The organism is Shewanella sp. MSW (assembly GCF_007636515.1).
Classification (GTDB): Bacteria; Pseudomonadota; Gammaproteobacteria; order Enterobacterales; family Shewanellaceae; genus Shewanella; species Shewanella indica.
In genome coordinates this window covers 63760-83313 of the sequence record NZ_LVDR01000011.1, presented here as the reverse complement: position 1 = coordinate 83313, position 19554 = coordinate 63760, and the positions used below count along the sequence as shown (strand labels likewise).

The 19554-nt window shown below is 54.5% G+C and carries 20 protein-coding genes and 1 pseudogene; 13 read left to right on the top strand and 8 right to left on the bottom strand.

Annotation, left to right across the window (positions count from 1 at the left end):
- The first annotated feature begins 2 nt into the window (after nt 1–2).
- The 7 genes and pseudogenes from prmC to AYI96_RS20540 all read left to right on the top strand — a co-directional run.
- Nucleotides 3–848 carry a peptide chain release factor N(5)-glutamine methyltransferase gene (gene prmC / locus AYI96_RS13335; RefSeq protein ID WP_144361759.1) on the top strand — a complete coding sequence of 282 codons (846 nt, stop codon included), beginning with the start codon at nt 3–5 and terminating at the stop codon, nt 846–848.
- Nucleotides 849–1004: 156 nt separating this feature from the next.
- Nucleotides 1005–1400 (top strand): SirB2 family protein, encoded by a 396-nt coding sequence (locus AYI96_RS13330; RefSeq protein ID WP_039034285.1) that lies wholly within the window; start codon nt 1005–1007, stop codon nt 1398–1400.
- Nucleotides 1400–2191, top strand: a complete 792-nt coding sequence (locus AYI96_RS13325; RefSeq protein ID WP_144361758.1) for a tetratricopeptide repeat protein — start codon at nt 1400–1402, stop codon at nt 2189–2191. The genes AYI96_RS13330 and AYI96_RS13325 overlap by 1 nt, the downstream gene beginning before the upstream one ends.
- Before the next feature lie 79 nt (nt 2192–2270).
- Nucleotides 2271–3542 carry a DUF819 domain-containing protein gene (locus AYI96_RS13320; protein WP_373297528.1) on the top strand — a complete coding sequence of 424 codons (1272 nt, stop codon included), beginning with the start codon at nt 2271–2273 and terminating at the stop codon, nt 3540–3542.
- Nucleotides 3543–3586: 44 nt separating this feature from the next.
- Nucleotides 3587–4435 (top strand): 3-deoxy-8-phosphooctulonate synthase, encoded by an 849-nt coding sequence (kdsA, locus tag AYI96_RS13315; protein ID WP_039034283.1) that lies wholly within the window; start codon nt 3587–3589, stop codon nt 4433–4435.
- A 180-nt stretch (nt 4436–4615) separates the two neighbouring features.
- Nucleotides 4616–4741 carry a hypothetical protein gene (locus tag AYI96_RS20545; protein ID WP_371872576.1) on the top strand — a complete coding sequence of 42 codons (126 nt, stop codon included), beginning with the start codon at nt 4616–4618 and terminating at the stop codon, nt 4739–4741.
- A 147-nt stretch (nt 4742–4888) separates the two neighbouring features.
- Nucleotides 4889–5068: pseudogene (locus tag AYI96_RS20540) on the top strand (EamA family transporter); the annotation flags it as partial.
- Nucleotide 5069: 1 nt separating this feature from the next.
- Here the strand turns inward: AYI96_RS20540 and AYI96_RS13305 are convergent.
- Both AYI96_RS13305 and AYI96_RS13300 read right to left on the bottom strand, forming a co-directional pair.
- On the bottom strand, nt 5070–5996 hold the full coding sequence (locus AYI96_RS13305) for a ketopantoate reductase family protein (protein ID WP_071475477.1): 927 nt from the start codon (nt 5994–5996) through the stop codon (nt 5070–5072).
- Between the two features lie 4 nt (nt 5997–6000).
- Nucleotides 6001–6360, bottom strand: a complete 360-nt coding sequence (locus tag AYI96_RS13300) for a VanZ family protein (RefSeq protein ID WP_039034281.1) — start codon at nt 6358–6360, stop codon at nt 6001–6003.
- A 145-nt stretch (nt 6361–6505) separates the two neighbouring features.
- Between AYI96_RS13300 and AYI96_RS13295 the strand changes: the two genes are divergently transcribed.
- Complete coding sequence (locus AYI96_RS13295) at nt 6506–6991, top strand: YajQ family cyclic di-GMP-binding protein (protein WP_028779730.1); 486 nt, start codon at nt 6506–6508, stop codon at nt 6989–6991.
- Here the strand turns inward: AYI96_RS13295 and AYI96_RS13290 are convergent.
- From AYI96_RS13290 to AYI96_RS13275, 4 genes are all read right to left on the bottom strand, one after another.
- A complete protein-coding gene (locus tag AYI96_RS13290) occupies nt 6988–8673 on the bottom strand; it encodes an MFS transporter (protein WP_144361757.1) in 1686 nt (561 codons plus the stop codon). The two genes, AYI96_RS13295 and AYI96_RS13290, sit on opposite strands and share 4 nt — an antisense overlap.
- A 161-nt stretch (nt 8674–8834) precedes the next feature.
- Nucleotides 8835–9155, bottom strand: coding sequence for a hypothetical protein (locus AYI96_RS13285; RefSeq protein WP_144361756.1), 321 nt, complete (start codon nt 9153–9155; stop codon nt 8835–8837).
- A 67-nt stretch (nt 9156–9222) separates the two neighbouring features.
- Entirely contained in the window at nt 9223–9807 is a 585-nt protein-coding gene (locus tag AYI96_RS13280; protein WP_028779732.1) for a peptidylprolyl isomerase, read from the bottom strand.
- A gap of 65 nt (nt 9808–9872) precedes the next feature.
- The gene (locus AYI96_RS13275) at nt 9873–10439 is read right to left on the bottom strand and encodes a YajG family lipoprotein (protein WP_144361755.1); all 567 of its coding nucleotides are present in this window, start codon (nt 10437–10439) and stop codon (nt 9873–9875) included.
- A gap of 341 nt (nt 10440–10780) precedes the next feature.
- On the opposite strand from AYI96_RS13275, the gene AYI96_RS13270 reads away from it, so the two are divergent.
- Genes AYI96_RS13270 through grxB form a run of 3 tightly spaced genes read left to right on the top strand, consistent with a single transcriptional unit; the run spans nt 10781 to nt 13434 of the window.
- Complete coding sequence (locus AYI96_RS13270) at nt 10781–11842, top strand: DUF2804 domain-containing protein (RefSeq protein WP_144361754.1); 1062 nt, start codon at nt 10781–10783, stop codon at nt 11840–11842.
- Between the two features lie 21 nt (nt 11843–11863).
- On the top strand, nt 11864–12784 hold the full coding sequence (locus tag AYI96_RS13265) for a sterol desaturase family protein (RefSeq protein ID WP_144361753.1): 921 nt from the start codon (nt 11864–11866) through the stop codon (nt 12782–12784).
- Complete coding sequence (gene grxB / locus AYI96_RS13260) at nt 12784–13434, top strand: glutaredoxin 2 (protein ID WP_071475480.1); 651 nt, start codon at nt 12784–12786, stop codon at nt 13432–13434. Before AYI96_RS13265 ends, grxB begins: the two co-directional genes overlap by 1 nt.
- Nucleotides 13435–13576: 142 nt before the next feature.
- Here the strand turns inward: grxB and AYI96_RS13255 are convergent, their stop codons facing one another.
- Nucleotides 13577–14959, bottom strand: coding sequence for a DUF3300 domain-containing protein (locus AYI96_RS13255; RefSeq protein WP_144361752.1), 1383 nt, complete (start codon nt 14957–14959; stop codon nt 13577–13579).
- Between the two features lie 360 nt (nt 14960–15319).
- On the opposite strand from AYI96_RS13255, the gene AYI96_RS13250 reads away from it, so the two are divergent.
- Nucleotides 15320–15814: a Dps family protein gene (locus AYI96_RS13250; protein WP_039034276.1), complete on the top strand. Its 495-nt coding sequence runs from the start codon at nt 15320–15322 to the stop codon at nt 15812–15814.
- A 221-nt stretch (nt 15815–16035) separates the two neighbouring features.
- Here the strand turns inward: AYI96_RS13250 and AYI96_RS13245 are convergent, their stop codons facing one another.
- Nucleotides 16036–17496: an aminoacyl-histidine dipeptidase gene (locus tag AYI96_RS13245; RefSeq protein ID WP_039034275.1), complete on the bottom strand. Its 1461-nt coding sequence runs from the start codon at nt 17494–17496 to the stop codon at nt 16036–16038.
- A gap of 211 nt (nt 17497–17707) precedes the next feature.
- On the opposite strand from AYI96_RS13245, the gene AYI96_RS13240 reads away from it, so the two are divergent.
- Complete coding sequence (locus tag AYI96_RS13240) at nt 17708–19234, top strand: leucyl aminopeptidase family protein (protein ID WP_144361751.1); 1527 nt, start codon at nt 17708–17710, stop codon at nt 19232–19234.
- Nucleotides 19235–19554 lie beyond the last annotated feature (320 nt).

The window sequence follows — 19554 nt, the reverse complement described above, 5'->3', positions numbered from 1 at the left end:
CTGTGACTAAACTCAATATTGCCGAGGCCCTGCAATGGGCCTCTTCTATGCTGGCCGCATCGTCCGAGTCTGCCCATGCAGATGCCGAAGCCCTGTTGCTGCATTGCTTGGGCAAGAGCCGCAGTTTTCTCTATACCTGGCCCGAAAGAAACTTATCGGCCGAACAACACAAGCAGTTCACCCTGATGGTGCAGCGTCGCAGCCAAGGTGTGCCTGTGGCTCATATTGTCGGTGAGCGCGAGTTCTGGTCACTGCCTTTTATCGTTAATGAATCCACCCTTATCCCGCGCCCGGATACCGAAATCCTGGTGGAAACCGCGCTCAATCTGCAGCTTTCAGATGATATCGCCGTGCTGGATCTCGGCACAGGTACCGGTGCTATTGCACTGGCGCTGGCCCATGAACGGCAAGGCTGGAGAGTGACTGCCGTCGATAAGGTCGAGGCCGCGGTGGCGCTGGCCTGTGCCAACCGGGATAACCTGAAGTTGCCGCAGGTGGAGATCCTTCAGAGCGACTGGTTTTCGGCAGTTAAGGGACGCAAATTCCAACTGATTGTTTCCAACCCTCCCTATATTGAGGAGGATGATGAGCATCTTGAGATGGGCGATGTGCGCTTTGAACCCCGCAGCGCCTTGACCGCCGCCGATCAGGGTTTTGCCGACCTATTCCATATCGCAGCCCATGCCAGGGAGCACTTGCTGCCGGGCGGTTATCTGCTGCTGGAGCATGGTTATGCCCAAGCGGTGAAACTCAGGGAGAAACTTGCCGAGCTCGGTTATCAACAGGTGGCCACAGTGCGTGATTTTGGCTCCAATGAAAGATGTACTCTGGGTTTGTGGCCCGGTTGAGTCTCTGTGCCCGGGAGTCACGCCCGGGCTTGAAAACCGCGAATATCGTCCCCACTTCCTGCCTTAATTCTGCCTTTTCGACAGCGGCTTGGCCTTGGTGCTGAGCACTGCGATAGGGTACACTGTCGCCTTTGTTCACCTACAGATAGCTATCCGATGGAAACTTTTTACAGCCTGTATCCGGCAGTTAAACACCTGCACATGACTCTAATCGCCGTCAGCGTATTGCTGTTCATTGTGCGTTTCGTGCTTAAGCTGCGTCAGTCAGCCATTATGGACAAGAAACTGCTGAAGGTAGGTCCCCATGTGATCGATACTTTCCTGCTGCTGTCCGGATTGATTCTGTGTTTTATGATTAAGCAGTATCCCTTCGTTGATCCTTGGATGACGGAGAAGATAGGCGCAGTGGTCGCTTACATACTGCTGGGCGTGATGGCGCTCAAGTCCAACCGTAATCTGATCTTCCGGATCTTCGCCTTCCTCGGTGCTCTGGGCTGGGTGGTTTATGCGGCAAAACTGGCACACTTCAAACAAGCGGTAATTCTGGGGTAATGCAACAATATTCTCTTAAGCAAGACGAACTCTCTCTGCCCGAGTCGGCATTTGAGCTTTGCCAACATCTGGGCTTTGGCCAGGCCAAACAGGCTAACTGGGCCTGGCTGGAACTGTCCGGCTCAGTGCTCAGCCATTATCTGGTGGATCAGCAGCGGCGCTTTCAGGCGCTGCTGGACTGGTTTTACAAGGACCTGGGGTTTGGCCCCAGGGAAGATTATTTTTCCCGGCAGGCGGCCGATCTCGGCCAGTGTATTCTCAGCCGCCAGGGGAACAGTACCACATTGGCAACTGTGCTTATGTTGCTGGGCAAACAGCTGGACTTGAAATTCGACCCTGTGCTGCTGCCGGGCACCACAGTGCTGGCCTGCCACGTGGCCGGTGAACTCATCTATCTCGACCCGCTTCGGGGGGAGCGCCTCAGCAAAGAGCGCTTGCATGCCCTGGTTCGCGGTGAGCTTGGGAACAGTGCGCCGCTAAAAGCGTCTTACCTCAAGCCGGTTGGCACCCAGAGGCTGATGACCCGCATGCTGCATGAACTCAAGGCGGGCGCCATAGTTGCCCATGAGTTTGAAGTCGCGATGGAGTGCTGTAATTTGCTACTTGAATGGCATGCCGACGATCTCAGCCTGCATCGGGAGCGCGCCTTTATTGCCCAGCAACTGGGGGCGATTCATGTCGCCAGCGCCGACCTGCAGTATTTTGTCGACAATAGCCCGCACGACCCTGTGGTCGAGTTGGTGAAGATGCAACTCAGAGAATTGGGAGACGACCCTCAGACCTTTCATTGAACCTGCCCGCGAGGGCAGTGATAAAAATATAAATATTAAAATAAAACAATAAATTGCAATCGCAAGGGAGATAGGACCTATGAGCAGTACCTCACAGGCGGCTACTGAAATGACCGCGCTGGTGACCAATGACGCCACCGCGCTCGGTATTCTGGCCGCCATTCTCGGCTTCGTTTTTTATACCAACAGCAGCAGCCATCCTTTCTGGCAGAAGTTTTACCGCTTCATTCCGGCTTTGCTGTTGTGTTACTTCCTGCCATCCTTGCTCAATACCTTTGGGATTGTCGATGGCAGCAGCTCCAAACTTTACTATGTGGCGTCCCGTTATCTGTTGCCGGCCTGTTTGGTATTGCTGATCCTCAGCGTCGATATCAAAGCTATTCTGGGATTGGGTCCCAAGGCGGTAGTGATGTTTTTGACCGGCACTATGGGCATTGTCATCGGGGGCCCGATTGCCCTGCTTATCATGTCGGCAATCGACCCGACATTGACCGCTGGTCACGGCCCGGACGCGGTCTGGCGCGGCATGACCACACTCGCCGGCAGCTGGATTGGCGGCGGTGCCAACCAGGCGGCGATGAAAGAGATTTATGAAGTGGGCGGCAATATCTTCTCCGTGATGGTCACTGTCGATGTGATAGTCGCCAACATCTGGATGGCCGTGCTGCTGTTTATGGCATCCAGGGCCAAGGAGATAGATGCCAAGACAGGTGCAGATACCAGCGCCATTGAAAGCCTCAAGGCCAAGGTGGAACAGTATCATGCCGAAAATGCCCGCATTCCCAGCCTGCGCGACATTATGCTGATAGTGGCTGTGGGCTTTGGTATTACCGGTCTGGCCCATGTCGGCGCCGATCTGCTGGCTCCCTGGTTTGCGACTAACTATCCCTGGACCGAGCAATACAGTCTGACCTCCGGATTCTTCTGGCTGGTAGTGATAGTGACCACCATAGGTTTGCTGCTGTCATTCAGCCCGGCCCGTCATTTGGAAGCGGCCGGCGCCTCCAAGATAGCCTCGGCTTACCTCTACATACTGGTGGCTACAATCGGTTTGCATATGGATGTATCCCAAATTATGGATACGCCGATTTACTTCCTGGTGGGTATTATCTGGATGTTGGTGCATTCGGGATTGATGCTGCTGGTGGCCAAGCTTATCCGTGCGCCGCTGTTTTATATGGCGGTGGGCAGCCAGGCCAACGTTGGCGGCGCGGCGTCTGCGCCCGTAGTGGCTGCGGCCTTCCACCCGGCACTGGCACCCGTAGGTGTACTGCTGGCGGTATTCGGCTATGCTTTAGGCACTTATATGGCCTGGCTCTGTGGCCAGTTGCTGCAGGCCGTGGCCGGCTGATTTAAGTTAACGCCGCATGAGCGGCATTCAAGAGAGAAGTTGCGATGAGTAATAAAACCATACATCTGGGGGCTATCGAGATAGCCAATGACAAGCCCTTTGTGCTGTTCGGTGGCATGAATGTACTCGAGTCGCGGGACTTGGCGATGACCATTGCCGAAACCTACGCGGAAGTCACTCAGAAGCTGGGGATCCCTTATGTGTTCAAGGCCTCCTTCGACAAGGCTAACCGCTCATCCGTCAACTCCTATCGTGGCCCCGGCATGGAAGAAGGTTTGAAAATCTTCCAGGAGATCAAGGACACCTTCAAGCTGCCATTGATTACCGATGTGCATGAGCCTTACCAGTGTGCGCCTGTGGCCGAAGTGGTGGACATCATCCAGTTGCCGGCCTTTCTGGCGCGTCAGACAGATCTGGTGGTGGCCATGGCCAAGACAGGGGCTATCATCAATGTGAAAAAGCCTCAGTTCCTGGCGCCCCATGAGATGCGACACATCATCAAGAAATTCAACGAAGCGGGCAATGATGAGATCATTCTCTGCGAGCGTGGCAGCTGCTTTGGTTATAACAACCTGGTAGTGGACATGTTGGGCATGGATGAGATGAAGCAATCAGGCTACCCGGTGATCTTCGATGCCACCCATGCGCTGCAGCGCCCTGGCGGCCGTGAAGATTCTGCCGGTGGTCGTCGTGCCCAGGCAACCGAACTGGCCCGCAGCGGCATGGCGCTGGGACTGGCCGGGCTGTTTATTGAGGCGCACCCAGACCCGGACAACGCCAAATGTGATGGCCCTTGTGCCTTGCCATTGCAGCAACTGGAAGGGTACCTGAGCCAGATGAAGGCCGTTGATGAGCTGGTGAAGTCTTTCCCGGCGCTGGATACCAGTCGCTGAGCCAAGCGCTTGGTTAACCTTACCTAAGCTGCTGCAAGCTGCGCCTTTGATTGAATAGCGAATCACTTAGCTAGCGTGTTAGCCTCAAACGCCCGCGATTGCGGGCGTTTTTCATTGCAGTCATGGCTTGCTGTTCATCGGCAAGCATTCTCGGGCGCAAATTTTAAGGACAAGCCACCCATGTGGATCTTCTTTACCCTGATGGCCGCCTTTATGCAGGCGTGGCGCAACGCGTTTCAGAGCCGTCTCAGTCGCGATGTCAATGTTGCCGGGGTGACGCTGGCGCGTTCATACCATTCCTTATAGAAGTTTGGGCTACTCAGAGCTGTGTCAGCCATTCGAGTTCAAGCCAGATTGGCGATGACATAGTGATTCTACGGCGAGGCAAGTTGGCGCAGTAATCGGGTGGCTGACAAGCTCCCGTAGGGCGAGTTGAAAAAGCGCGTATGCGGCGTAGGTTGGTTCAGCGCCATGTCGCTCACGGCCGTGCCTTATGTGAAAACGCTCGGGCAGGTGGAAGTCTTCTTTATGATGCTGATCTCCAGCCTTTGGCTCAAGCAGCGGGTCAAGGTCAAGGATATGGGCGGCCTGGTACTGATTGCCCTGGCCGCGGTATTGGTGCTTTGGGGATGATTTAGCCGTGTGGCTCCAATGCCTTTATCTGGGCCAGCAGTTCGCTGTTGATTGGCAGCGAGAGCCCATATTGCTCGGCGCGCTGTTGCAGGTAACCGTTGATATAGTCAATTTCCGTCTTGCGGCCGTGCTTGAGATCCTGATACATGGAGGAGTAGTTGGCGGCGGTTAGCCGTATCACTTCCTTGACTCTGGCGTGCAGCGCATCGAACGTCAGCGCTATGCCTTCCTGCTTGGCTACCTGTAACAGCTCATCGAGAATGGCGCAGATTGTTCCCTCAAACTCGGGGGCGGCCAGGGCACCGTTGTTGACTCTGTGAATGGCGGTCAGCGGATTGATAACGGCATTGACCGCCAGCTTTTGCCACAGGGCTTCGAGAATGGCATTGCTCCACTGACTGCCGGGAATAGCATTGAGCAGAGCGGTTTTCATCACCTCTGGCATGGGGGCGCCGATTAAGTCACCTATCTGGGTCAGGCCACTGCCGGTTTGGCGAATATGATTGCTGCTTAGTCTCAGCGCCGCCTGACTTGTCGTGCCCAGGCTCAGTGGCCGCTCATGCAGCTTGGCGGCCAGACTCTGATGAGGACCAAGTCCATTGTGCAGCAGCAGGATGCGACAATTCGGGTGAAGTCTTGGCAGCACAGGCTCCAGCGCCGCTTCAACCTGATAGGCTTTGACTGTGACCAGCAAGAGATCGAGCTGCTTGAGCTTGCTCGAGTCCTGCGCCAGGCACAGAAACGATGTTTGCAGACTCTGGTCGCCAAGCTCCAGGGTATAGACGTGTTCTTCGCCCTGCTGCGCCAATGGCAGGGTGTTGGCTGTTGGCAACACTCTGGGTAATAACCAAGGTTCAAGACCGGCTGCAGCCAGTTGCTGCGCCAGCAGTTGCCCTATGGCCCCAACGCCGAGGATCCCTATCTGCATCCCGTTACTCCTTCAGCATGGCGGCGCCAAAATACTTGCGATAGCCCCAGAGAGATACGTAGAAGAGTACGACTCCGGTCATATCGGCGACAAAGTCGGCCATATCGGCACTGCGGTAAGGCAGGCGGGATTGCACCATCTCTATCAGAATGCCGTAGCCGGCCAGGGTGGCAAACATTAAGTACCAGCGGGGGCGAAATGCCAGATAGGTCAGCCAGGCGAGGGCAAAGAAACTGCCGATATGGCCCACTTTATCCAGGTTAGGAATGCTCTGAGGGTAGTTAGGCTTGGAAAAAACCAGGTAGCTGATCACCGCCAGGGCAATCAACAAAGCAATTTTAAACAGCAGCTGTCGGTTAATCACAAATCACGCAGGGTTGGAAAGCTTGGCGAACATCATAGTCAAAATAAAGCCTGGCTGTCATCAGCAGACTTGGATTTATTCAGCTCGGCTTCAACTTAGGGTAGACTGGCGCTATTGGTTTGACTGATAAGTAAAAGGCGATGAAATGCCCTCATTCGATATAGTGTCAGAAGTAGATGCCGTTGAGCTGCGTAACGCAGTGGATAACAGCAAACGTGAATTGGATACCCGCTTCGATTTCCGTGGGGTGGAATTTGCGGTGGAGTATAAAGACTTTGTAGTGACCCTGTCGGCAGAGTCGGACTTTCAGTGCAATCAGATGGTGGATATTTTAAGAACCCAACTGAGCCGTCGTAATGTGGATCCCAAGGCGATGGAAGTGGATGAAAAGGCGATTCACAGCGGCAAGATGTTCTCTTTGAAGGTTAAGTTCAAACAAGGCATAGAGGCTGATGTGGCCAAGAAGCTGGTAAAACAGATCAAAGACAGCAAGATAAAGGTGCAGGCGCAAATCCAGGGCGACTCGGTACGGGTCACAGGCAAGAAGCGTGATGACTTGCAGGCTGTGATGGCGCTGGCCCGTAATGCCGAGCTGGGCCAGCCTTTCCAGTTCAATAATTTCCGCGACTAGTCGTTAATCTGCGACTTGAGCGTATCCTGAGCAGTATCAGCCCGCCTCGGCGGGCTGTTTTTTTGCACCAGCCAAATCAGCAGCAGCACGGGCAAGCCTATGATGCTGGCGCTGACAAAGAAATTTACATAGCCAAAGGCGTTGACCCAGGCGCCGGAGAAGCCGGCAATAAACTTGGGAAACAGTAACATCACCGAAGACAGCAGCGCATACTGAGTGGCACTGTAGCCACTGCTGGTGAGGCTGGAAAGGTAGGCGATAAAGGCCGCTGTGGCGATACCGCCGCTGAAGTTGTCCACCGAAATTGCCAGGGTCAGCAGTGGCACGTTGTAGCCCACCATGGCCTGCAGGGCGAACAACAGATTGGTGGTGGCCACCAGGAAGGCGCCGACATAGAGGATTTTTATGGTGCCGAAGCGTGCCAACAACACCCCGCCGAATGCCGAGCCCACCAGGGTCATTATCAGACCATAGACCTTGCTCAAGGTGGCTATCTCTTCCTTGCTGAAGCCCATATCCACATAGAAAACATTGGCCATGATCCCCATGACGATATCTGAGATCCGGTAGCAGGAGATCAGCATAAGGATCAGAATCGCGCTCTTGCCGTAGCGGCGAAAGAAATCGATAAAGGGCAGGGCCACGGCGCTGTAGAGCCAGGAGATAAAGGCGGCCATCCTATCTGTGCCGGCCTGGGTCAGCTGCTTGGCTTCCTGCTCTTGAATTGCCCTGTCTTTACTTTTGACGCCGAAGATCAGCAACCAGAGCAGCAGAGTGAGCCCCATAGTAGCCAGAGTAACCACATTTGTATTCAGGGCCTGACTCGGAAAGTAGGATTGCAGTACCTGGGTGAAAGGCTCGGCCAGGCTAAAACAGAAATAAAGCCCCAGCAGCAGGAGCAGTAACTTGCCATGGCGCAGGATAAACAGGTTGGCCGGCGCGGCCCAGACAGAGAGTCTGGGTGCCAGGTTGGCCCTGAGTCTGTCTCTGAGAACGGCTTCCTCTTCCCCTATCGAGCTGATATCCACCGCCGGCTCTTTGGCAAAAAGCGTTGCCAGTATGCCGATGCCCATCAAACCTGCCATTACCAGATAGGCGGTTTGCCAGCTCTGGAGATCGTAGCTTTCCGGCTCGGGAGAAACCCAGGCGGCGATAGTCAGTGAGCCTGCCGTGGCTATGATCATCGCGCTGCGATAGCCCACCTGATAGGCGGCGGCCAGTGCCGCCTGCATTTTCTCCGGCGCCGACTCGATACGAAAGGCATCGACCACTATGTCCTGGGTGGCGGAGGAAAAGGCCACCATCAGCGCAAACAGTGCCAGATGGGTGAGATCTTCCATGGGGTCGCTGCCGGCCATCCCCAAAATGGCGGCTATCAGTAATAGCTGGGAGAACAGCATCCAGCCGCGGCGACGGCCAAAAAGTTGGCTGAACAAAGGCAGGGGCATGCGATCGACCAGGGGGGACCAGGCCCACTTGAAGGCATAGATCAAGGCCACCCAACTGAAATAGCCGATGGCGGCCCTGTCTACCCCGGCTTCCCTGAGCCAGAAAGACAGGGTGGAGAATACCAGCATCAGCGGCAGGCCGGCGGAAAAACCGAGCAGCAATAAGATGAGTACCCGCTTATGGAAATAGATACTCAGGGCGTCTCGGGTGCTGGCAAAAAAAGATTGAGGCATGGCACGGCTTGGTGAGAGTCAAAGGCCTTAGAGTAAAAGCCCGCGCTTGCGACTTCAAGGCGTGCTTGGGTGTTTGCCCAATAAAAAATCCCCGGCAAAGCCGGGGATTGGTCGCCCGTGTCATTAAAGTGTCACCCGGGCGGGGTAGATTAACGTCTGTCTCAGGGCCTGACGCCGATACAGCCTTCGGGTATGGGGCCACCACAGAACAGGTATTCACAGCAGTCGTCCAGTTGCTGGCGCAAAAACTGGTTACCGCGCAATACCCAATCGGGCCATTTATCGAAGGCGTACAACAAGTGCCAAAATACGCGTTCGACATCCGTTTGCGCTTCCCCCTGCAAGTTCAGCTGATGCCATTCTTCCAGGGTATCCCACAGATACAATCTGACTTCATTAAATTCCAGCTTGTCGCTCAAGAATGCTTTGCCGTAATGAGCCAGTTGGGGCGCTTTCACATCGATGAACTCTTCCGGGGTCATCAGATCGCCTCCTTATGTTTGCCAGGTTCAGTATAGACAGCTTTTTGATACTGAGCCGTGCCTGGGGTTAATTTCTGGGCAGAAGTGTGGCTTTCTTCAACAAAACTTGGGTGACCGGCACGTCGGGCCAACCCAAGGTGCTGTTGGTGCCTGTCTCTACCAGCGCCATATTCTGCAGAACTTCAAGCCCTTGGCTGACTTCACCGAATACGGCATAGCCCCAGCGCCTGGAGGATGGGTCGAGCTTTTTGTTGTCGGCCACATTGAAGTAAAACTGGCGGGTGGCCGAATGGGGGGCATTCTCTCTGGCCATAGCTATAGTGCCTAGGCTGTTGGACAGGCCGTTGCCCGACTCATTGACTATCGGCTTGTCTGAAGGCAGTTCTTCATACTTGGGGCTGAGGCCGCCGCCCTGAACCACGAAATCGGCAATAATGCGGTGAAACAATGTGTTGTTGTAGTCGCCGCGCACCACATAGGTGAGAAAGTTGTCCACCGTGATGGGCGCCCGGGTGCGGTCGAGCTCGACCACGATTTTGCCCATGCTGGTATCAAATTCCACTTGAGGGTAGAGATTGTCTTTTTGTATATCCAATGCCAGCGCCAGCTGACTGGTCAGCATCAATACGGCTGCGAGTATCCATCGGCTCATGACCAGATTCCTTATCATAGTGTTGCAGACGAGCAGGCCTGTGAGTCACCGACCGGCCCAATAAATTACTGCTGCAAAAAGCTGTGCAGCTCGGGGTCGTTGAGTATTTCGCCGGTCAACTGGGTGATCAGTTTGTTCATGTCCAGTTCCAGTGAGGCGAAGTCGGCACTGAATGGCCCCTTGAGCAGCCCCTTGGCCTTATAGCGCTTGGTCAGGGTATGGCTGCTGTTTTTCGCCAGCAGATTGATGCTGACATTGGTTTTGGCTTCGAAGCCGAAGCTGGATTCATCCACATCAGTGAGCAGTTCAATCAGCTGCAGCTGCACTTCTTTCCCACTGGCGGGATCAATTCGGTATCCGGCCTTGGCAAAACCTTGACGAAACAGTTGATCCAGTTGGGCCCTGGGTGGCTCGGCCGGGCTGACCAGACGTGCGGCTTTGCCGTCTTCATTGAATCGCACAATAAAATTGGCGGTGCGGGTATCCAGGGTTTGCAGCGCCAGAGCAGGCTCCAGCGAGGTCTGTGGCGTGACCGCAGGCAGTTCAGGGCTCAGGGCAATAAAGTTGGGGGTATGACTGGCGCAGCCAAAGAGCAGCGCCGACCCCAGCATCAAGGTAGCAAGCCGTTTCATAAAAATCCGAAGCTGTAAAAAGGTGGCATCAGGATAACCAGATTTGAGTTTGGCTTCCAGCATCTGCTTATGGCAGATAGCCGACTTTGGTTCAGCCAGGGGGAGATTTTTGCGGGTTCTTTGCGCGTAGGCCGCCAAGGGGCAAACTCAAGTATCAATCCCGTGAAACAGCTAGCTTAGATTATCAAGGGGTGTCTTTGTCAGTTAGCGTTTCTGAATGACACCGTAAACCAGGTCGTATTCTGCAAGTGGTTTTTTCATTTTTGTAACATTCAAGGCTTCAATCTCCGACGGCGACAGGGTAGAGTCAAGTTATTGCTCTAAAAACAGCTGTTGGGAATATGTTGGAATTGAAATCCGGGCCTTTGCCGACGACTCAATCAGGGGTTGCTACCCAGGCGGCGCCTGACTCTTTGATAGATGTTCACGGCCGGCCTCTGTTTGGGCATTTCGACGGCCCGCCGAAAAGCCTGGGATTGGCAGACTTTCAGCTGTTCAATGAGATGGACCGCAGGGTTTCACGCCTGAAACAGCGTTGCAGTTATAAGCAGTTTGAGTTTATTGGCCTTAATAGCCCCAGATGGATGCTGGGCGTTGCCTTGGCGGATATCGCCTATCTTGGCAGTGGTTTCTGTTATCTGTTTGATTTGCAGAGTCGTCGCATGTATCAGCAGAATCTGCTGCGGCCACCCGCTGGTTTTAACCTGAGCCGTTCGCCATGGCAGGGGGAGAGCCGTATGGGCGGCATTCACTTTCGGCGTGAGCAGGGACAATGGCAACTGAGTCTGGATCTTAAACTACAGGGAATGCCACTTGAGGGGGAACTGACCTTGACTCCCGAACCGCTCAGCTTGCCGATGGCGCTTTGCAGTCCAACCGGTTACAACGGTTGGACCTATACCCAAAAACACAATGCCCTCAAGGTCTCCGGCCAGTTGTCCTTTAATCATGAACCCCAGCCGCTACTGCATGCCAGAGCCGGTTATGACTTTTCCGCAGGCTTTATGCGCCGGGAAACCAGTTGGCGCTGGGCCTCTATCAATGCTGATATTGATGGCAAGGGGTTGGGGATAAACTTGGCGGCCGGAGTCAACGAGACCGGCTCTTGTGAAAACGTGCTCTGGGTTGATGGTGCCAGGCATTTGCTGTCGCCGGTGCATTTTGAGTTTGACCGCAGGGCAGCATCCGGCGGCCAATGGCGAGTTTGGTCTGAGCGCGGCGAGCTGGAGTTGGCATTTTCGCCCTTGGGGTGCCGCAGCGAAAGGCTCAATCTGGGGCTGCTTAAAAGCAATTTTCGCCAGTATACCGGGCTGTTTTCCGGTTGGGTCAAAGACTCCCGGGGCCAGCGCCATGAGCTGGTGCAGCAGAGCGGCCTGACAGAAGATCACTTTGCCAAATGGTGAGTTGGAATAAAAGGAATAAAAATGGATTTCAATTTACTTATTTCACATCCTGAATGGCTGCTGCTGGTATTGGCGCCGCTGTTCTTCGTCTGTATGGCATTGGAGTGGTTTTTCGGTGACCGCCTCAGACGTTTACCCGAGAATGCCCGCTATCGGCCGGCGGAGGTTTTCTGTAACTTTGTGCTGGCAGGCATGCACCAGGGCGCCGATATTCTCACAGGGTTACTGCTGGCCAAACTTTATTTGTGGTTATTCGGCTGGCGTTTGTTCGACATTGAGATGAATGGCTGGACCTTTCTACTGCTGATGCTGGGGCAGGACTTTTGCTATTACTGGTTCCACCGGGCCAGCCACAGGTGCCGCTGGATGTGGGCCGCCCATGTAGTACACCATAGTTCGGAAAACATGAATTTTTCCACCGCCTTTCGTCAGAGCCTGATGTACCCATTGGCGGGCATGTGGCTGTTTTGGTTGCCCTTGGTGATCATAGGCTTCGACCCCAACTGGGTGGTATTTGTGGTGCTGCTTAATCTGGGACTGCAATTTTTTGTCCATACCCAGGCCATCAAACGTCTTGGGCCCTTGGAGTGGATATTCAACACTCCGTCCCACCACAGGGTGCACCACGGCCGTAATCCTCAGTACATAGATAAGAACTACGCCGGGGTGTTGATCATTTGGGATAGATTATTCGGCAGCTTCGAGCCGGAGCGGGAAACCGTGCGTTATGGTATTACCAAGCCGGTGAACAGCTTTAATCCTGTGACTGTCACCTTTGCCGAATGGCGCGATATGTTGGCGGAAGTGAGCCGTCCCGGGCTTAGTTTCAGGCAGCGTTGGCGTTTGCTGTTTGCGCCGCCGGCCAGTCAAGAGTTGCCCAGCTCCGGCCTCGGAGGATATGCTGATGGCCCTGACAGTTCCAAGGAAGCTAAGGAGTACTGATGAAGCTTTTTGTGTTTGACCATTGTCCTTATTGTGTCAAGGCTATGATGCTGGTGGGGCTTAAGGCGTTGCCGGTGGAGCGGGTCTATCTGCAAAACCATGATGTGGAGTCCAGAATAGCTATGGTCGGCGCCAATATGGTACCCATTTTACAAAAAGCCGATGGCAGCTTCATGGCCGAGAGCCTGGATATCGTCAGTTATCTGGATAATCTGGATGGTAAGCCGGTCATTACCCTTGCCAGCCAGGCCGATGCTGTCAGCCAATGGCAGGAGGCATCCGGTTATTTCAGCAGTCGCTTGCTCTATCCCCGCAATGTGTTGCTCGGCCTGCCTGAATTTGGCTGCCAAGAGGCGATTGCCTGGTTTACCCAAAACAAGAGCGCCATGATAGAGATGTCTTTCGAGAAAGCGCTTGCGCAAACGGCCGATTTTCTTGAGGGCCTGGCTAAGTGTTGGCCTCTGCTCGACTGGCTGCTATTGCCGTCGGAGCGGGGCAATAAGTTGAGTATTGATGATATCAACCTGTTCCCCGGTCTGAGAAACCTGACCATGGTCAAGGGGCTGGTATTCCCGGCCAGAGTGCGCGCCTATATCGAAGAGGTGGCGGCGCTGACTCAAATCGACTTGTACGACGACAGAGCCGTCTGAGCGCCTTCATCTGAGTCATACAACTACACCCAAAAAAAGACAGGCCAGTGCTGGACCTGTCTTTTTCATTCGTTTTCACTTTAGGGCAAGTGCTACTTTTAACCCGGCTTTTTCAACTCAGCTTTTTCAGCACTCTCTTTGTTCAACGCTCTCTTTGTTGATGCACTGAGCGTTGTCTGTGCTCCTGAGCACGGCGGGGCTGGCGTCGCTCAGCCTGATGGCGCTGTGGCTGAGCTCGCTGCTGATGCTGCACCTTCGATTGACTATGAGGCTGATAGTGTCTCTGTGGTTGCTGTTGTTTATCAGAGTGTTGCCGGCGCTTTTCAGCTTGTCTATAAGTAGTGTTAGTGTGCCGGTTTGAGGCCTGTTGCAACTGTCTGTCTCTGGCCTGATGTTTAACCCGCATCGTTTTGTCGGCGGCGTTGGCACTGCTATTGGCACTCCTATATGACGGCTGCTGTGACAGCTGACGAACCTTTTGTGGCTCGCCCCTATGCATCTTTTCCCTCTTGTCAGCGGCGCGCCATTCACGGCTATTGTGCTCTCTGCGCTGCTTTAACTCTCGCTGCAACTGCTTTTGTTGCTTGTTTCTGTCCTGATGCAGCCTCTGGCTATGGTTGAAGCTGCGGGCCTGGGATTCATAACGCTTGTGCGGCTTGTTGTATACCGCCTTATTGTAGCGTTGTTGCAGCCCAGGGTGACGATAATGGGCGCCACGTCTGTGGTGCGGGTTATGGCTCCAGCGCTGGGCTCCCTGGCTATAGGCCAGTCTCGGCCGGTAGTGATTATAGTGCTTATGGCGATAATCGACCCAGACCACTCTGTCATGCCAATGAAAGGCGCTGAAGAAGAAGTTAAATGAAATGCTGACCCCGGCACTGCGCCAGTAAAACGGACTGGAGTGGTAGCGCACATATCCGGGGAAAGGGTCCCAATAGATAGGTGGGTAGCTGCTCCAGTGCCAATGGCCATAGACACGGCGACTGTCGTAGTAAGGGACATAGATAATCTCGGTGCGGATCGGTGCTATCACTATCTGACGTTCGTCGCGTCTGGCGTTAAGGTTACCCAGGTCATTTAATGAGTCGGCATCCCAGGCGGCTTGTCTCAGGGTTTGAATCCCATCCATCACCCGCCCTTCATCGGCGATAAAGGCTTCGCCCAAACGGGCGGTCCAGTCCAGATCTGTGCTCATCTTGTTCAACACTTCCGGAAAGGCGATAAGCGCCATCACACTGGGATCCCAATCCTGGTTCTCGGCTTCGGCCATCAGGCGTTCATTGCCCCAATGGCTGCGCTGTTTGCGCCAGCGCTGTGCCTGCACCAGTTCCAGTGGATAGGTTGAGGCGATTAACATATGGGTCAACAGGGTGTCCGGATAGAGAGCGATAGGGGAGAGCAGCTGCATCAGCTCGGGCTCCCGGATATCACTGCCGGATTCGGCGGCCTGCAGCGCCGTAGTTGACAGGCCAAACAGACACAGGATAAGCACACTGTGCTGCAGCCAGATTTTCAGCTTGTTCATGGTTGCCTCCTTTAGGCCGATATGGTTACCAGCCTGGCAAGTGAGCTAACTGAGGTCTTGCGACGCAATTCCCCATCAGTGGCTTCAGGATAAGTCGCCTTTGATGAACATAAGCTGAAGGTTTTGGGGTGGCTAAATATTATCCAGCGAATGGACAAAAGATTTTGTCTTTTCTGGTTCAGCCCCTGGTTGTGAGTGGTTTTATTAAAACAGTCATTTAGATAGCCATTGGGAAGCTCCAACTGGACAAACTGTGTAGTGGATCACAGTTTATGGGGGCGCAAGCCTCCACCCTGTTATAGCTATTTATCTTTAGTCGCCATTGAGTGCGACTATCGCCAACAAGCAAAAGGAGTGTATATGGCAACCAAGAAAGTCAAGGCACCCACTATAGATATAGGCATCAATGATGCAGATCGTAAAAAAATTGTCGCGGGGCTTTCCGCGCTGCTGGCCGACAGTTATACCCTGTATCTGATGACCCATAATTTCCATTGGAACGTCAAAGGCCCACAGTTCAACAGCCTGCATCAGATGTTTATGGATCAATACACAGAGCAGTGGAATGCGCTGGATGAAATTGCCGAGCGGATCCGCGCCCTGGGGTATCCGGCGCCCGGGACTTATAAAGAGTTTGTTCGCCTGGCATCCATCAAGGAAGTGGAAGGTGTGCCCTCTGCCAATGAGATGATATTACATCTGGTTGAAGCCCAGGAGGCCACGGCCCGCACCGCCAGAGATCTGTTCCCCGTTATCGACAAGGCCAATGACCAGCCGAGCGCCGATCTGCTGACCCGCAGGCTGGAAGTCCATGAAAAGACTGCCTGGATGTTGCGTAGCTTGCTGGAGGAATAGCCTAAACGCTAGGCGCTACGCATCAAAAAGCCGCCCCGGAGTGCTCCGGTGCGGCTTTTTTTTAATTGCCTTTATTGAAGTGGCATTTGTGTTGGCAAGGTTCGCTTACCCCAATCACATAGTTTGCCCATGTTGATGGAGAGCCACTCACTTGTCGCCTGGCTGCCACGCCAAGTCGTTTGGCGCTATCTATTCAAGGCTTAAGTGCCTTAATCAAGGTATCAGGCCTTTTCGGGAATACGTTCCAGTACCGCCAACAGCAGCTGCCAGTATTGGCCCACTGTGGTGATATTCACCATTTCATCCGGGCTGTGGGGGAAGCGTATGGTGGGGCCGATAGACACCATATCCATGACCGGATAGGGCTCCTTGAACAGGCCACATTCCAAACCGGCATGGATCACCATGATCACCGGCTCTTTATGGTAGATGTCCTGATAGGTGTCGCGCACAATCGCCATTACAGGAGACTGGCTGTCTGGCTTCCAGCCTGGGTAGGCGCCGGAAAGATCAATCTCGGCACCGGCCAGGTTGGCCAGGGCGATCAGCATGCCTTCAACCTGGCTGCGACCAGAGTCAATTAAGGAGCGGATCAGGCACAGGAGTTTGACATCCTGTTCGCTGGTATTGATCACCCCGAGGTTGAGTGAGGTCTCGGTCACGCCTTCAATCTCGTCACTCATCCGCATGACACCGTTGGGGCAGGCATGCAGCAGATCGATAAGAGTGTTCTGACTCTGCTCGCTCATCACCTTGGCAGGCAGCGGCACTTCGGTGAGAGTCAGGCAAGCGGCCGGATCGGCAACCGCCAGCTCTTCTCTAAGCAGCGCCTGGAAAGCCGCGGCGGCTTCGCTCAACGCTGTGGCTTGTTCGGCCGGTACCAGAATAGTGGCACTGGCTTCACGGGGAATGGCGTTACGCAGCGAGCCGCCGTTGAATTCGGCCAGTTCCAGCTGCAGGCTTTCGCTGTGTTCAAACAGAAAACGGGCCAGCAGCTTATTGGCATTACCTCGTCCCAGGTGAATGTTCACCCCCGAGTGGCCACCCTTGAGCCCGGAGAGCGTCAGGTTGAATGCCTGGAAACCCTCGCCTGTGGCTTCCCAGACCATTGGCAGGGCGATCTCGGCATCCACGCCACCGGCGCAGCCCATGTAGATTTCGCCTTCTTGCTCTGAATCTGTGTTGATCAGGATTTCACCGCGAAGCATACCGGCTTCCAGGCCAAAGGCTCCTGTCATACCCGCTTCTTCATCTATGGTCAGCAGCACTTCCAGCGGCCCGTGGGGAATATCGTCACTGCCGAGAATGGCCAGCGCCGATGCCATGCCTATGCCGTTATCGGCACCCAGAGTCGTGCCCTGGGCCTTGACCCAGTCGCCATCAATCCAGGGCTGGATCGGATCTTTGACGAAGTCATGCTCTTTATCGGCATTTTTCTGCGGCACCATATCTATATGGGCCTGGATCACCACGGGTTTGCGGTTTTCCATCCCGGGAGTGGCATCTTTGCGAATAATCAGGTTACCGACTTTATCTTCGATAACTTCAAGCTGACGGTCTTTGGCCCAGCTCTGAATATACTGGCTGAGCGCGGCTTCATGCTTGGATGGGTGAGGAATGGCACAGATTTGTTCAAACCACTGCCATAGCGGCTGAGGTTGCAATTGGCTGAGACTGGACACAGCAAACTCCTGATCTTTTCGTCTGGTTGGCGGGCTTGGAACGGGCCAAGCGCGAGTTGTCACCAGTCTATCACACAGCGGCCTAAGGGCGCAGAACCCAGTTGGGACAATTGTTTATTTGTGGCAGCGAAACTTGCCAGCCAGATAATGGTAATCCGGCGCCGGAAAGGGAATAATGCTGGGCGCCAATAAAAAATAATTAGGATGGGTCATGGTTGAATTTATTGATGTTACTGACCAGGATGCAATTTTCAGTGAGGCAGGCTGGGATGCATTGCTGGTGGTCAGCGCCGATGTGACGGCGTGTCCAATCGAAGAGGTGGCGATACTGGCCTCCCACGGAGCTCAAGTCGACAAACGGGTGGGCAAGAGCCCGACCCTGTTGTTTGCTCCCGGGCTTGCCGGTGGCCGCTTGATTATCGCCCCGGTCGCGCCGCTTGGCGATTATGACGATGTGCGCGCCTTTGCCAATGCTGCCAGGGCAGGTATCGCCATCGCCCGAGACGCAGGAGCTAAAAGGCCGCTGCTGTGGGTCGATAAGCCTGTATCCTTGGGCGATGAATACGCCAAGGCCGATCTGGTTGCGGCGTTGGCAATGGCGCAGGAGCTATGGCAACCATTGGAAGCCCGGGAAGCGGGCACCGCCCTTGACAGCATAGAAGCCATAGGGGTGCTGAACGGCGCCGATGCCGACATGCTCAATGCCATTGAAGCCGGTCGCAACCTTGCCAGAGATCTTTGCGGCACTGAGCCCGAGCGCATGGGCGCCCCTGCCTTTGCTGATTACTGCCTCAACACCTTTAAAGATTCAGGGCTGTCGCTGCAGGTCGTGGAAGACAGAGACATTCTGGAGCGGGACTATCCCTTGCTGAGTGCCGTGGCGCGAGCCTCTTTTGCCGTGGCCAGACATCAGCCCAGAGTCGTTAAATTGGAGTACCGCGGCGAAGGTGACATCCAGCACAGTTATTTCTTTGCCGGTAAGGGCGTGGTGTATGACACAGGCGGCGCCGATCTGAAAGTGGCCGGCGCCATGGCCGGTATGAGCCGTGACAAGGGCGGCGCGGCTGCCGTGGCCGGTTTGATGAAGACCTTGTCATTACTCAAGCCCAAAGGCATTCGCGTGGTGGCTGAACTGGGGCTGGTACGCAACAGTATAGGCAGCGAAGCCTTTGTTACGGACGAAATCATCACAGCCCATTCGGGTGTCAGGGTCAGGATCGGCAATACCGATGCCGAAGGGCGCTTGGTGCTGGCCGACTTGCTGTCCCATCTGCGTTTAAAGGCGCAGGGCAATGCGGCGCCCGAGCTGTTCTCTGTGGCAACCCTGACCGGCCATGTGGTGCGAGCCTATGGCTCTTACAGCGCGATAGTAGCCAACGCCGTTGCCGAGCAACAGGCATTGCCCAAGCGGTTGCAAGCCAGCGCCGAGCGTTACGGTGAGGGGCTGGAGCTGTCCCGTTTGCGTAAGGAAGATTTTGCCAAGGTGCGTGATGTTTCCGGTGCCTCAGAGCTACTTTCTTCCAATAATGCGCCCTCATCGGTTACCGCCAGAGGGCACCAGTATCCGGCGGCCTTCCTGCTAAAGGCTTCCGGATTGGCACAACACGGGGTAAAAGACGCTCAGCCTATGGCCTATAGTCATCTGGATATTGCCGGCAGTGCCACAGAAGGTGACCCCCTCTATGGCAAACCTACGGCGGCGCCGCTGCTTGGGTTGTTTGCCTATATGACTGAGTAAGCCCTCAACGCCTCCCGGTCGATGTCGTCGGCCGGGTTATCCCTGTACTCTGTCAGTTTGCTTTTGTTCATTTGGCGACCGCTATATTGGCATTACCTAGCCCCGACATTTGCTAGGCGCTATCTTGTCTAAGTTCTCCACTGCAAGCGGTTGGGTCAGAGCTGACTTGAAGCCGTTTGAATCGTCATCCACTACTAACCCTGAAAACAACAGAAAACTTTCAGAAGGATTTTTAGCCAATCCTGTAACCGGGTGATCTAATTCACCTTAACTGGTCTTACCTCTTTGAGATCACGCTTTTACCTCCGTTGGCAGACTAA